Source organism: Burkholderia sp. Z1, assembly GCF_014893795.1.
Classification (GTDB): domain Bacteria; phylum Pseudomonadota; class Gammaproteobacteria; order Burkholderiales; family Burkholderiaceae; genus Burkholderia; species Burkholderia theae.
Genome location: NZ_JACFYL010000001.1, coordinates 1,442,501 through 1,456,577, shown reverse-complemented (window position 1 = coordinate 1,456,577; position 14,077 = coordinate 1,442,501). Strand labels below are relative to the sequence as shown.

The 14,077-nt window shown below is 65.0% G+C and carries 14 protein-coding genes; 1 reads left to right on the top strand and 13 read right to left on the bottom strand.

Annotated elements, in window-relative coordinates:
- Window positions 1-31 precede the first annotated feature (31 nt).
- The 11 genes from phoR to H3H55_RS06780 form a co-directional block, all read right to left on the bottom strand.
- Window positions 32-1,351, bottom strand: a complete 1,320-nt coding sequence (gene phoR, locus H3H55_RS06830) for a phosphate regulon sensor histidine kinase PhoR (RefSeq protein ID WP_129514231.1) — start codon at window positions 1,349-1,351, stop codon at window positions 32-34.
- Window positions 1,352-1,408: 57 nt separating this feature from the next.
- A complete protein-coding gene (phoB, locus tag H3H55_RS06825; protein ID WP_027787869.1) occupies window positions 1,409-2,110 on the bottom strand; it encodes a phosphate regulon transcriptional regulator PhoB in 702 nt (233 codons plus the stop codon).
- Window positions 2,111-2,142: 32 nt separating this feature from the next.
- Window positions 2,143-2,847, bottom strand: a complete 705-nt coding sequence (phoU, locus tag H3H55_RS06820; protein ID WP_129514230.1) for a phosphate signaling complex protein PhoU — start codon at window positions 2,845-2,847, stop codon at window positions 2,143-2,145.
- 18 nt (window positions 2,848-2,865) lie between these two features.
- Window positions 2,866-3,714: a phosphate ABC transporter ATP-binding protein PstB gene (gene pstB, locus H3H55_RS06815; RefSeq protein WP_129514229.1), complete on the bottom strand. Its 849-nt coding sequence runs from the start codon at window positions 3,712-3,714 to the stop codon at window positions 2,866-2,868.
- Between the two features lie 15 nt (window positions 3,715-3,729).
- Window positions 3,730-4,623, bottom strand: a complete 894-nt coding sequence (gene pstA / locus H3H55_RS06810; protein WP_193098093.1) for a phosphate ABC transporter permease PstA — start codon at window positions 4,621-4,623, stop codon at window positions 3,730-3,732.
- Window positions 4,620-5,606 carry a phosphate ABC transporter permease PstC gene (gene pstC / locus H3H55_RS06805; protein WP_129514227.1) on the bottom strand — a complete coding sequence of 329 codons (987 nt, stop codon included), beginning with the start codon at window positions 5,604-5,606 and terminating at the stop codon, window positions 4,620-4,622. Before pstC ends, pstA begins: the two co-directional genes overlap by 4 nt.
- Before the next feature lie 94 nt (window positions 5,607-5,700).
- A complete protein-coding gene (gene pstS, locus H3H55_RS06800; protein ID WP_129514226.1) occupies window positions 5,701-6,735 on the bottom strand; it encodes a phosphate ABC transporter substrate-binding protein PstS in 1,035 nt (344 codons plus the stop codon).
- Between the two features lie 454 nt (window positions 6,736-7,189).
- Complete coding sequence (gene glmM, locus H3H55_RS06795; RefSeq protein ID WP_193098092.1) at window positions 7,190-8,545, bottom strand: phosphoglucosamine mutase; 1,356 nt, start codon at window positions 8,543-8,545, stop codon at window positions 7,190-7,192.
- Window positions 8,546-8,572: 27 nt separating this feature from the next.
- On the bottom strand, window positions 8,573-9,514 hold the full coding sequence (gene folP / locus H3H55_RS06790) for a dihydropteroate synthase (protein WP_193098091.1): 942 nt from the start codon (window positions 9,512-9,514) through the stop codon (window positions 8,573-8,575).
- Between the two features lie 28 nt (window positions 9,515-9,542).
- Window positions 9,543-11,441: an ATP-dependent zinc metalloprotease FtsH gene (gene ftsH, locus H3H55_RS06785; RefSeq protein ID WP_129514223.1), complete on the bottom strand. Its 1,899-nt coding sequence runs from the start codon at window positions 11,439-11,441 to the stop codon at window positions 9,543-9,545.
- Between the two features lie 166 nt (window positions 11,442-11,607).
- Window positions 11,608-12,270, bottom strand: a complete 663-nt coding sequence (locus tag H3H55_RS06780; protein WP_193098090.1) for an RlmE family RNA methyltransferase — start codon at window positions 12,268-12,270, stop codon at window positions 11,608-11,610.
- A 193-nt stretch (window positions 12,271-12,463) separates the two neighbouring features.
- Between H3H55_RS06780 and H3H55_RS06775 the strand changes: the two genes are divergently transcribed.
- A complete protein-coding gene (locus H3H55_RS06775; RefSeq protein ID WP_048242429.1) occupies window positions 12,464-12,991 on the top strand; it encodes a YhbY family RNA-binding protein in 528 nt (175 codons plus the stop codon).
- A gap of 49 nt (window positions 12,992-13,040) precedes the next feature.
- Here the strand turns inward: H3H55_RS06775 and H3H55_RS06770 are convergent, their stop codons facing one another.
- A complete protein-coding gene (locus tag H3H55_RS06770) occupies window positions 13,041-13,499 on the bottom strand; it encodes a DUF4149 domain-containing protein (RefSeq protein ID WP_129514757.1) in 459 nt (152 codons plus the stop codon).
- Window positions 13,500-13,513: 14 nt separating this feature from the next.
- On the bottom strand, window positions 13,514-13,990 hold the full coding sequence (gene greA, locus H3H55_RS06765) for a transcription elongation factor GreA (RefSeq protein WP_129514221.1): 477 nt from the start codon (window positions 13,988-13,990) through the stop codon (window positions 13,514-13,516).
- Between the last annotated feature and the right edge of the window lie 87 nt (window positions 13,991-14,077).

Genomic DNA, 14,077 nt, shown 5'->3' with positions numbered 1-14,077 from the left:
CGTGCGCCGAACGAGCGCGGCCGTTACGCGATCAGGCCTCGTACGCGGCCGGCCGGATCGCGATGATGCGCGAGCCCGGGAACCGCGCGGTGAACGTGCTGCCGCGCCCTTCCTCGCTCTGCACGTACAGGTGCGCGTCGTGCCGCTGCAGCACGTGCTTGACGATCGCGAGCCCGAGCCCCGTGCCGCCCGTATCGCGCGAACGGCTGCGATCGACGCGGTAGAAGCGCTCGGTGAGCCGCGGCAGGTCGGCGGCCGGAATGCCGAAGCCGCTGTCCGTGACGGAAAACACGCCCTGCGCGCCCTCGCGTCGCCACGACACGACGATCTTGCCGCCGTCCGGCGTATAGCGGATCGCGTTCGTGACGAGATTCGCGAACGCGCTGAACAACTCCGTCTGAGCGCCCGTGACGCCGAGCGTCTCGTCGATCGAGAACGCGATGTCGTGATGCCCGTTCGACAGCGACTGCGCATCCTCCTTCAGATGGTCGAACACGGCGCGCATGTCGATCGCGCGATCGACCGGCGGCTTGCTCTCGCCCTCCAGCTTCGCGAGCACCAGCAGGTCGGTGACGATGTGCCGCATCCGCGATGCCTGCTGCTCCATCATCTCGAGATAACGGGCGCGGTCTTCCTCGTTCAGCGGCAGCTCGCGCATCGTCTCGAGAAAGCCCGACAGCACAGTCAGCGGCGTCTTCAATTCGTGCGACACGTTCGCGACGAAGTCGCGCCGCATCGCGTCGGTACGCTCGAGCTCGGTGATGTCCTGCGTGAGCAGCAGCTTGCGATTCTCGCCGTACGGAAACACCTGCACGGCCAGCACGTTCTGCCGCGAGCCGCCCATGCCGCGCATCACGAGCGTCTCGTCGTAATGCTGCGCGTTCAGGTAACGGACGAACTCGGGATGGCGTACCAGGTTGGTGATGTGCTGGCGCAGGTCGCGTTTCGCATCGAGGCCGAAATGGACCTCGGCGATCTCGTTGCACCACTCGATCTGGTCGTGGTCATCGAGCATCGCGACGCCGTTCGGCGACGCCTGGATCGCCTGGATGAAGCGCGAATGCTGCTGTTCGACCTGCCGCACCTGTGCATGCCATTGTTTCGCGAGCTTGTGCAGGCGGTAGTAGATCTCGCCCCAGATGCCCGGCGCGCTCGGCACTTCACCGTAGACCGGCGCATCGAGCAGCCGCCACAGACGCTGCGTATGGAAGGTGCTGAAGAAACCCTGCGCGACCAGCATCACGACCACGAACACGAGGCCCGCGGTCGGGCCGGCAAAGACGCCGACCAATACGCCGATCAGCACGAGCAGCACGAGCGACACGAGAAAGCGCGCCCAGATGATGTTCATGATTCAGCGCCCGAAAGAATGAACGGCATGCCGTGGCACACGGCATGCTCGAATACGTTACGCGTGCTTGGCGAGCCTGTAGCCGCTGCCGCGCACGGTCTCGATCATCGCATCGCAGCCGGCCGGTTTCAAGGCCGCGCGCAATCGTTTGATGTGCACGTCGACGGTGCGCTCCTCGACGAACACGTGGTCGCCCCACACCTGGTCGAGCAGTTGCGTGCGGCTGTGCACGCGCTCCGGATGCGTCATGAAGAAATGCAGCAGGCGGAACTCAGTCGGGCCGAGGTCGAGCTTGATCTCGCTGCCTTCCGCATGCGCGGCGACGCGATGCGTGGCCGGGTCGAGGCGCAACCCGTTGATCGACACGACGTCCTCGGTCAGCTGCGGCGCACGACGGCGCAGCACGGCCTTGATGCGCGCCATCAATTCCTTCGGCGAGAACGGCTTCGTCACGTAGTCGTCCGCGCCGATCTCGAGGCCGAGCACCTTGTCCTGCTCGTCGCCGCGCGCGGTCAACATGATGATCGGGATGTGCTTGGTCCGTTCGTTGTTGCGCAGGTCGCGCGCGAACGCGATACCGGACTTGCCCGGCAGCATCCAGTCAAGCAGCACGAGATCGGGCAGCACATCGCTGATCAGGTTCTGCGCCTGTTCGGCGTTGTACGCACGGATCGGGCAGTGACCGGCGTGCTGGAGATTCACCGAGATCAGTTCGGAAATCGCGGGCTCATCTTCAACGACGAGAATGTTGCTGGGCATCGGCACCTCTTTTTTTCCTGTACGTTGTCGCGTTAACTGTTGGCTTCACGGTCGAGCGTGTCGCGCGGCTGGTGCCGCACGTCGGTGCCCTTCACGATGTAGATGATGAATTCGGCGATGTTCTTCGCGTGGTCGCCGATCCGTTCGATCGCCTTCGCGATGAACAGGTATTCGAGGCCGACCGAGATCGTGCGCGGATCTTCCTGCATGTACGACACGAGCTTGCGCACGAACGCACGGAATTCCAGGTCGATTTCCTTGTCGTCCTTGACGATCTGCGCAGCGGCGACCGTATCGAGGCGCGCGAACGCATCGAGCGCGCGGCGCAGGATCGTCACGGCCATCTCGCCCGACACCTTGATCTCGGCGATGTTGACCGCGCGCGCGGCCGGCTCGTCGACCAGGCGGCGCACGCGCTTCGCGATCTTCTCGGCTTCGTCGCCGGCACGCTCGAGGTTCGTAATCGTTTTCGAAATCGACATCAAAAGACGCAGGTCGCGCGCGGCAGGCTGCCTCCGCGCGATGATGTTGCCGCACTCCTGGTCGATGTCGACTTCCATCGCGTTCAGCGTTTCCTCGGCCGCGATCACCTTCTCGGCCGCATCGCGATCGAATTCGTTCAGCGCGTACATCGCGCCGACGATCTGCGACTCGACGAGGCCGCCCATTTCCAGCACTTTCGACGACACGGCATTCAGGTCCGCGTCGAACTGGCTCGACAGATGTTTATCCGACATGGCTGTTGTTCTCCGTCATCAGCCGAAGCGGCCGGTGATGTAGTCTTCCGTTTCCTTGCGCACCGGCTTGATGAAGATCTTTTCGGTTTCGCCGAACTCGATCAGCTCGCCCAGGTACATGTAGGCCGTGAAATCCGAGCAGCGCGCGGCCTGCTGCATGTTGTGCGTGACGATCACGACCGTGTAGTCGCTCTTGAGCTCCGCGATCAGCTCCTCGATGCGGCCGGTCGAGATCGGGTCGAGCGCCGAGCACGGCTCGTCGAGCAGCAGCACTTCCGGACGGATCGCAATGCCGCGCGCGATGCACAGACGCTGCTGCTGGCCGCCCGACAGGCCGTAGCCGCTCTGGCCCAGCTTGTCCTTCACTTCGTTCCACAGCGCGGCCTTCGTGAGCGCCCACTCGACGCGGTCGTCCATTTCCGAGCGCGTGAGCTTTTCGAACATCTTCACGCCGAACGCAATGTTGTCGTAGATCGACATCGGGAACGGGGTCGGCTTCTGGAACACCATGCCGATACGCGCGCGCAGCAGCGAGATATCGCGCTTCGTCGTCAGCAGGTTCTCGCCGTCCATCAGGATTTCGCCTTCGGCGCGCTGCTCCGGATAGAGCGCGAACATCTTGTTGAACGTGCGCAGCAGTGTCGACTTGCCGCAGCCCGACGGGCCGATGAACGCCGTCACCTTCCCTTCGGGAATGCGCAGGTTGATGTTCTTCAGCGCATGGAACTTGTTGTAGAAGAAGTTGAGGTTGTTGACCTCGATCTTCGCGTTCAGCGGCTCGAGCGGGCGATCGTTCGCCGCGTCGTGCGTGCCGACGGGCGCTGCGGTGCGCTCGACGGGATTCAGGTGGCTCTCTGCCATATTCATCGGATTGCTCCGCCGTTACTTTTTCGAGAAGACCGAGCGCGCCAGGATGTTGAGTCCGAGCACCCCGAGCGTAATCAGGAACACGCCCGCCCATGCGAGCGACTGCCATTCCGCGAACGGGCTCATCGCGAACTTGTAGATCGTCACGGGCAGGTTCGCCATCGGCTGGCTCATGTCCCACGAGAAGAACTGGTTCGACAGCGCGGTGAACAGCAGCGGCGCCGTTTCGCCGGCGATCCGCGCGATCGCGAGCAGCACGCCCGTGATGATGCCGCCCACCGATGCGCGCAGCGTGATCTTCAGCACCATCCGCCACTTCGGCGTGCCGAGCGCGAACGCTGCTTCGCGCAGCGCATTCGGCACGAGCTTCAGCATGTTCTCGGTCGTGCGGATCACGATCGGAATCTGCAGCAGCGCGAGCGCGATGACGCCGGCCCAGCCCGAGAAGCGTCCCGACTTCGCGACGACGAGCGCGTACACGAACAGGCCGATGACGATCGACGGCGCCGACAACAGGATGTCGTTGATGAAGCGGATCGTGCTCGCCAGCAGGTTCTTCTGCCCGTACTCGGCGAGATAGACGCCCGCGAGGATGCCGATCGGCGTGCCGACCAGCGTGCCGAAACCGCACAGCAGCAGGCTGCCGACGATCGCGTTCGCGAGACCGCCGCCTTCGGTGTTCGGTGCCGGCGTCGATTCGGTGAACAGCTGCAGCGACAGGCCGCCGATACCGAGGTGCAGCGTCGTGTACAGGATCCACACGAGCCACAGCAGGCCGAACGCCATTGCGCCGAGCGATGCGGCGAGCGCGATCGCGTTGATGGCCTTGCGCTTGCGCTGCAGGCGCTCGCGCATCGCCTCGAGCACGGCGCCGTTCGGCCCCGGGAAATTCATGATGGGCTCGCTCATTTCTTGCCCTCTCCCTTCTCGAGACGAAGCAGCAGCAGTTTGGAGATGGACAGCACGATGAACGTGATCACGAACAGGATCAGGCCGAGTTCCATCAAGGCGGACGTATGCAGGCCCGGCTGCGCTTCCGCGAATTCGTTCGCGAGCGCCGACGTGATGCTGTTGCCCGGCGCGAACAGCGACACGCTGTCGAGCAGGTTCGTGTTGCCGATCACGAACGTCACGGCCATCGTTTCGCCGAGTGCACGGCCAAGGCCGAGCATCACGCCGCCAATCACGCCGGTCTTCGTATAGGGCAGCACGACCTTCCACATCACTTCCCAGGTCGTGCAGCCGATCCCGTAGGCCGATTCCTTCAGCAGCACGGGCGTGACCTCGAACACGTCGCGCATCACCGACGCGATGTACGGGATGATCATGATCGCGAGGATCACGCCGGCCGCGAGAATACCGATGCCGATCGGCGGGCCGGCGGTCAGCGGACCGAGCACCCACACGTCCTTGAACAGGCGGCCGAGCGGCTTCTGGAAGTATTCGGCGAAGATCGGCGCGAACACCAGCAGCCCCCACATGCCGTACACGATCGACGGGATCGCGGCGAGCAGCTCGATCGCGATGCCGAGCGGACGGCGCAGCCACACGGGCGACAGCTCGGTGAGGAACAGCGCGATGCCGAAGCTGACGGGCACCGCGATGACGAGCGCAATGACCGACGTCACGATCGTGCCGTAGATCGGCACGAGTGCGCCGTAGACGTCCGAGTTGGGATCCCACTCGGATTGCCACAGGAAGCCGAGGCCGAACTTCTGGATGGTCGGCATCGACGCAATGATCAGGGAAACGATGATCCCGCCCAGCAGCAGCAGGGTCACGATCGCGGCGAGCCGTGCGAGGCCGCCGAACACAACGTCCCCGAGACGGCTCGGCGCGCGTTGCTGCGCAACGTCGGCGGACCGTGAGGACGTATAGGAAATATCAGACATGGGTGCCTGCTTTTGAGTGCCGGGCGCCGTAACGCCCGGCTTTACCGCACACACTGCCCGACCGGCGCGGCCAGGCAGCGAACCGCTGCATTGCTTACTCGGCGGCGACCGACTTGCCCGATGCGTCCGTCACCTTCGCCTTCCACTGCTTGCGGATTTCCGTCTCGACCGCCGGCGGCAGCGAGATGTAGTCGAGGCTGTCAGCAGCCTTCTCGCCGTTCTTGAACGCCCAGCTGAAGAACTTCAGCGTTTCCGCGCCCTGCTCCGGCTTGTCCTGCTTCGCGTGCAGCAGCACGAACGTCGCGCCGACGACCGGCCATGCGTCCTTGCCCGGCTGGTTCGTCAGGATCTGGTAGAACGACTTCGACCAGTTCGCGCCGGCAGCAGCGGCCTTGAACGTTTCCGTCTTCGGCTCGACCACCGTGCCCGTCGAGTTCTTCAGCGCGGTGTAGACCATGTTGTTCTTCTTCGCGTACGCCCACTCGACGTAGCCGATCGCGCCCGGCAGGCGCTGCACGAAGGCCGCGACGCCGTCGTTGCCCTTGCCGCCCGTGCCCGTCGGCCAGTTGACCGTCGTGCCTTCGCCGATCTTCGACTTCCAGTCTTCGTTGACCTTCGACAGGTAGTTCGTCCAGATGAAGCTCGTGCCCGAACCGTCAGCACGGCGAACGACTGCGATGTCCGTATCCGGCAGCTTGACCTTCGGGTTCAGCGCGGCGATCGCCGGGTCGTTCCACTTCTTGATCTTGCCGAGGTAGATGTCGCCGAGCACCGGGCCCGACAGCGTCAGCTCGCCTGCCTTCACGCCCGGCACGTTGACGACCGGCACCACGCCGCCCACCACCGTCGGGAACTGGAACAGGCCTTCCTTCGCGAGCTCTTCATCCTTCAGCGGAGCGTCCGAACCGGCAAAATCGACCGTCTTTGCGTTGATCTGCTTCAGGCCGCCCGACGAACCGATACCTTGATAGTTGACCTTTGCACCGCCGGTCTGCTGATAGTCAGCAGCCCATTTCGTATAGATCGGCATCGCGAACGTGCTGCCTGCGCCCGTGATGTCGGCGGCTTGCGCGGCAACGGCGAAAAGCGCGCCAGCCAGGCCGGCAATCGCGGTTTGCATCAATTTCATGAGACCTCCAGTGTGTGAGCGGATGACTACGGCACCGCGAAGGTTAGGGGCTCCTCATGACGGTAATGTGACAATCGATGAAACTGGCGTGACAGTAACATGACTGGTTGAAAGGGAGTAGCGGGTGCGGCGCGGACGGCGCCTGGGCGGCGTCGGGACGGCGATGGCGGCAAGAATTGCTGCCTGGCGGGGATGGTGCGGACACCCGTTTGACGGGGGTGCGGACGGATCGTAGCGCAGCGTCGGCGGGACGGGAAGCCCCTGCCCGCGGCGAGCGCGATATAAGGGGTCTGAAGATTTCCCCGGTCACGCACTGCGTTTGTCGAGACGCCCCTCTATTAGATAGCGCAAACCTTTGCGTCTGACGAAATTGCGGCGCCCTGAAGGCGCCGCATGCCGGTTCATCGGGGAGCCGGCGCGGGGCGGCCGGACCGCCCCGTGCCGCTGTCGTGCGTCAAGTTGTCGCGGCGCGCACCGCGTCGGCGATCGTCTCCGCATGGCGAACCGCATCGGCCGCCTGCTGCGCTTCGACCATCACGCGCAGCACCGGCTCCGTGCCCGATGCGCGGATCAGCACACGGCCGCTGCCGGCGAGCGCGGCTTCGGCTGCATCGATCGCGGCGCGAATCGACGTGCTGCCCTTCCAGTCGGCGCCCGGCTTCATCCGCACGTTGATCAGCTTCTGCGGGAACAGCGTGACGCCATCGAGCATCTGCGAGAGCGTTCGGCCGCTGCGCTTCAGCGCGGCCAGCACCAGCAGCGCCGACACAATGCCGTCGCCGGTCGAGTGCCGGTCGAGCGACAGGATGTGGCCCGAGCCTTCCGCGCCGAGCTGCCAGCCGTGCTCGCGCAACTGTTCGAGCACGTAGCGGTCGCCGACCGCCGCACGGACGAACTTCACGCCCTCGCGCTGCAGCGCGACTTCGACGGCGAGGTTCGTCATCAGCGTGCCGACCGCGCCTTCGACCTTGCCGTCGGTAGCGATCCGGTCCTTCACGAGCACGTAGAGCAGCTCGTCGCCGTTGTACAGGCGGCCAGCTGCGTCGACGACCTGCAGGCGGTCGGCATCGCCGTCGAGCGCAATGCCGAGATCGGCGTGGTTCGCTCGCACCGCGCGCACCAGCGCGTCCGGCGCGGTCGCGCCGACGCCGTCGTTGATGTTGAAGCCGTTCGGCGCGACACCGATCGGGATCACGTCCGCGCCGAGCTCGTGGAACACGTGCGGCGCGATCTGGTACGCAGCGCCGTGCGCGCAATCGATCACGAGCTTCAGCCCGCGCAGGTCGAACGCGGCCGGGAACGTGCTCTTGCAGAACTCGATGTAGCGGCCGGCCGCGTCGTCGAGGCGGCGCGCCTTGCCGAGGCCGTCGGACGGCGCGCATTCGAGCGGCTTGTCGAGCCACGCTTCGATCGCGGCTTCGGTGTCGTCGGGCAGCTTGTTGCCGTCGGCGGAGAAAAACTTGATCCCGTTGTCGTGATACGGGTTGTGCGACGCGCTGATCACGACACCGGCAGACAGGCGCAGTGCGCGCGTCAGATACGCGACGCCCGGCGTCGGCATCGGGCCGGCCAGCATCACGTCGACGCCGGCCGCCGAGAATCCGGCCTCGAGCGCGGCCTCGAGCATGTAGCCCGACACGCGCGTGTCCTTGCCGATCAGCACGGTCGGACGCGAGCCCGTCGTGACATCGGCCGAGCTGGCCAGCACCTTGCCGGCCGCATAACCGAGGCGCAATACGAAGTCCGGCGTGATGGGCGCTTCGCCTACCGTGCCGCGAATGCCGTCCGTGCCGAAATATCGACGTCCCATGGGGTCCTTCCTCCTTCGTCTTCTGACTTATCGTTGCCGCGCGGCTGCGCGCACGGCATTCCAGATTTTCAGTGCATCGACCGTCGCCGCGACGTCGTGCACGCGCACGATCGCCGCACCGCGTTCAACCGCGCACAATGCGGCCGCCACGCTCGCCGCGACGCGCTCCATCGGCGGCTTGCCGCCGATGACCGCGCCGAGCATCGACTTGCGCGACATGCCCGCGAGTATCGGATAAGCGCGCCCGTCGGGCCGCGCGGGCGCCGTGTCCGGCAACGCGGCCAGCAGCGCATAGTTATCGTCGACGACCGCCTTGCCGAACCCGAAGCCGGGATCGACGCAGATCCGTTCCGGCGCGACGCCCGCATCGCGCAGCGCCTGCGCGCGCGCGGCGAGAAAATCGCGCACGTCGGTCACGACATCGCTGTAGTCGGGCTCGCCGACCTGCATCGTCTGCGGCTCGCCGAGCATGTGCATCGCACACAGCCCGCTGTTGCCGTCGCGCACCGCGTCGATCGCGCCCGGCTGGCGGAACCCCCAGATATCGTTGATCAGGTCCGCGCCGGCAGCCAGCGCCGCGCGCATCACGGCCGGCTTGTAGGTGTCGACCGACAGCGGCACGTTCAGCGGCCGCAGCGCCTCGACGAGCGGGATCACGCGCGCGAGCTCCTCGTCGAGCGGCACGGGCGGCGCGCCGGGGCGCGTCGACTCGCCGCCGATATCGAGGAGGTCGGCACCGTCGGCAATCATCCGCTCGGCCTGGCGCAGCGCATCGTCGCGCGCGAGGAAACGGCCGCCGTCGGAGAACGAATCGGGCGTTGCGTTAAGGATGCCCATCACGAGCGGGCGTTCGAACGTCAGCTCGAAGCGGCCGCAGTGCAGCGGCGCGGGAATGAACGGGGAAACAGCGAAATCGGACACGAGCGACTGGCGTGGATGAATGCAAAACGGGCCGGTGTGAAGCCACACCAGCCCGTGAACGGTACTAAAGCGGAGACTATGCCGCCGGCGAAGCAGGTGCCGGTGCGTTGCCGGGCTTGACCTCGGCGCTGCTGCCACCGCCCGACGAATCGCCGCCGACAGCCGGCGAGCTCTTCGGCGAGCGCGGCGGACGGCCTTCCATGATGTCGTTGATCTGATCGGCGTCGATCGTCTCCCACTCCATCAGCGCGGCCGTCATCGCTTCGACCTTGTCGCGGTTTTCGTCCAGCAGGCGCCGCGCGAGGTTGTACTGATCGTCCAGCACGCGGCGGATTTCCGCGTCGACCTTCTGCTGCGTCGCTTCCGAGATCGTGCGCGTGAAACCACGGCCGAACGGCGATGCATCGTTCTCGTCGTCGACGTAGACCATCGGTCCGAGCGCATCGGTCATGCCGAAACGGGCGACCATCGCACGCGCCGTCTGCGTTGCCTTGTTGAAGTCGTCCGATGCGCCGGTGCTGACGAGATTCATGAACAGCTCTTCCGCCACCCGGCCACCGAACAGGATCGCGAGGCGGTCCAGCAGGTAGTCCTTCGAATACGTCTCGTTGTCATGCTCCGGCAACTGCCACGTGACACCCAGCGCACGGCCGCGCGGAATGATCGTGACCTTGTGCACGGGGTCGGCCTTCGGCAGCAGCTTCGCCACCACCGCGTGGCCCGACTCGTGGTACGCGGTCGCACGCTTCGCTTCCTCGCGGATCACGGCCGACTTGCGCTCCGGACCCATGAAGATCTTGTCCTTCGCGTCCTCGAAATCCTGCATCTCGACGATGCGCTTGCCACGGCGTGCGGCGAACAGCGCAGCCTCGTTCACGAGGTTCGCGAGATCGGCGCCCGAGAAGCCCGGCGTGCCGCGCGCGATGACTGCCGCATCGACGTCGTTCGAGATCGGTACCTTGCGCAGGTGCACGCGCATGATCTGTTCGCGGCCGCGGATATCCGGCAGACCGACGTAGACCTGGCGGTCGAAACGGCCCGGACGCAGCAGCGCCTTGTCGAGCACGTCGGAACGGTTGGTCGCGGCGATCACGATCACGCCCGAATTCGCCTCGAAGCCGTCCATCTCGACGAGCATCTGGTTCAGCGTCTGTTCGCGCTCGTCGTTGCCGCCGCCCATGCCGGCGCCGCGATGACGGCCGACCGCGTCGATTTCGTCGATGAACACGATGCACGGCGCATGCTTCTTCGCCTGCTCGAACATGTCGCGCACACGGGCCGCGCCGACGCCGACGAACATTTCGACGAAGTCCGAACCCGAGATGCTGAAGAACGGCACCTTCGCTTCACCCGCGATCGCGCGGGCCAGCAGCGTCTTGCCGGTACCCGGCGGGCCGACGAGCAGCACGCCGCGCGGAATGCGACCGCCCAGCTTCTGGAATTTCTGCGGATCGCGCAGGAAGTCGACGAGCTCGGACACTTCTTCCTTCGCTTCGTCGCAGCCCGCGACGTCGGAGAAGTTCACCGCGTTGTTGTTCTCGTCGATCAGCCGCGCTCGCGACTTGCCGAACGAGAAGGCACCGCCTTTCCCGCCACCCTGCATCTGCCGCATCATGTAGAACCAGAACACGATGATCAGGATCGTCGGCCCGAGGTAGTACAGCGCGGACATCAGCGCGTTCGGCTCATCGTCGGCCTTGCCGCTGACCTGCACGCCGTACTTCATCAGATCGCCGACCATCCAGATGTCGCCGGGCGACACGATCTGGTATTTCTGGCCATCAGCCGGAGTGACGGTGAGGTTGCGCCCCTGAACGATGACGTTCTTGACCTTGCCGCTCTTGGCATCGTCCATGAACTGCGAATAGGACACGCCTTCCTGAACGCGGGGCTTGTCGAACTGCTTGAACACCGTAAACAGCACCAGTGCGATCACCAGCCACACCGCTGCCTTCGAAAACATATTGTTGTTCAAAGCACCACTCCTTCACTCGTAGACGAGCGCCTACATTTTCCTTGCGGCGCCCCTCGGTCATTCTAATCCAGTCCGACCACCCTCGCCATAAGCATTGACAACCGCCGCGATAGCGCTTCGCTTGTCTGGCAAGGGCCGGAGCCCGTTTGCGGCACCCTGCTCCGCATCAGCGCGGTCGCTTCAGATGCCGACCCAAAATGAACGTTTCGGACGATTTGTCGCGGGACGCCTTGGGCTTGCGCGGCGCGACGGTCTTAAATTGCTGCTTGAACTTCTCGACGATCTGGCTGTAGCCGCTGCCGTGAAAGCATTTCACGAGCAGCGCACCATCCGGCTTCAGATGATTCTGCGCGAATTCGAGCGCCAGATCGCAAAGATGCTCGATGCGCGCCGCGTCCGCCAGGGCCACGCCGGAGAGGTTGGGGGCCATGTCCGAAATAACAAGGTCCACCGAACGGCCTTCGAGCACTTCCTCGAGCTGGTGGAGTATGTCTTCCTCGCGGAAGTCGCCCTGGATGAAGTGGACGTCGGCGATCGGCTCCATCGGCAGCAGGTCGAGCGCGACGATCGTGCCGTCGATGCCGCCCTCGCGCTCGGCGTCACGCTTCTTGCCCTGCGAGAGCTTGTTGCGGGCATACTGGCTCCAGCTGCCCGGCGTCGCGCCGAGATCGACGATCACCTGGCCCGGACGGATCAGCTTGTCCTGCTCGTCGATTTCCTTCAGCTTGTACGCGGCACGCGCGCGATAGCCCTCCCGCTGCGCCATTTTGACGTACGGGTCGTTGATGTGGTCGTGCAGCCAGTTCTGGTTAAAGCGGTTTTTTGCCATTCGAGAGAGAGATTGCTGCCATTTGCTTCGTGAAGCCGCGCTTTTAGCGGATAATACGCGTCTTCTTCGCGCGGCTGCGGCCCCTTTTCGGGTCCAAGCCGCGATTTTACGTGGTTTCGGCGCACGGCTGACGCGGTAACTTCCCGCGATCGCTTTTCAGGCAGTGCGCCCTTATTTAGATTTCGACATTCCCATGCCCGCCCTTTCGCTTTCTCCCGCCGAGCGCTCCGCGCTGCGCTCCCAGGCCCATGCGCTCAAGCCCGTCGTGCTGATCGGGGCCGAAGGGCTGACCGACGCCGTGCTGAAAGAAATCAAGGTGCACCTCGGCGCGCACCAGCTGATCAAGATTCGCGTGTTCGGCGACGAACGCGACGAACGCGTCGCCATCTATGACGAGATCTGCGACCGCCTGAGCGCGGCGCCGATCCAGCACATCGGCAAGCTGCTGGTGATCTGGAAGCCCGAAGCCGCCGCGGCGGCCCCGGCCCGCGGCCGTCGTGCCGGCACGCTGCCGAGCGCGGCCGAAGCCGCCGACGACAAGAAGGGCCGCGCACCGCGCACCGTCAAGGTCGTCAAGGTGTCGCCGAACGCCAGCCCCGTGCGTCGCCCGAAGCCGACGAAGGTCGTCGTGCGCGGCAACGAGCGCGTGACGGCAGGCGGCAACGTGAAGCGCGCGAAAAAGCGCCAGGCAAGCACCAAGCGGCCGTTCCAGGACAAGTAAATCGCGGATGCGGCACGGCGCACGCCGTGCCGCCCTGCCCGCGCGGCGCTCAGGCGTCGCGCGCCGGCAGACGCCAGATCAGCATCAGCCCCAGCACGCTCTCGACGAGGTAGAACACGCTCGAGACGCCGTGCAGCATCCCGAAGCGACTCGCGTACGGCGAGTTGGCGATATCGGTGCCCGCGTCCATCGCGGCCACCCGCAGCGCGTTCATGAACGGCTGCAGCGCGAAATACCCGACCAGCACGCACACGACCATCGCGGCGACGATCCAGCGCACGCGGCGATATTCGCTGCTGCCGTGCCGCACCTGCTGGTTCGACAACGCGAGCAGCAGCACGCCGCACACGACACCGAGGATCGCCTCGATACGGAACAGCTGGGCGGCGACCGAACCGGCCGTCATCCGCTCCAGCGTCTTGAACAACACGGGCGCGACCGCATACCCGATCGTCAGCAGGCTGCCGACCCAGACGGCCGACAGCAGACGGAACACGCGATGCGGCATCACGTCGCCCCGCTTCAGATGTAGCTGACCGAGATGATTTCGTATTCGCGCACGCCGCTCGGCGCCTGCACGGCCGCGACGTCGCCTTCGGTCTTGCCGATCAGTGCGCGCGCGATCGGCGAGCTGACCGAGATCAGGCCGTGATCGATATCGGCTTCGTCGTCGCCGACGATCTGGTACTTGACGGTATCGCCCGACTCAAGATCCTCGAGTTCGACCGTCGCGGCGAACACCACGCGGCCATCGGCGTCGAGCACCGTCGGATCGATGATTTGCGCGGCAGACAGCTTCGATTCGAGTTCCGCGATGCGGCCCTCGATGAAGCCCTGTTTTTCCTTCGCGGCATCGTATTCGGCGTTTTCGGACAGATCACCCTGTGCGCGGGCCTCCGCGATCGAATTGATCACGGCCGGCCGCTCGACGGACTTGAGGCGCTGCAATTCATCGCGCAGTTGCTCTGCGCCACGCTTTGTCAACGGAATGGTGCTCATAAACGGCTCAATCGCTAAAAACGGCTTTAAAAAAAATCACCGCGATTAAGCGCGTTTCCGATACACCGGAAACACCGCTTAACCGCG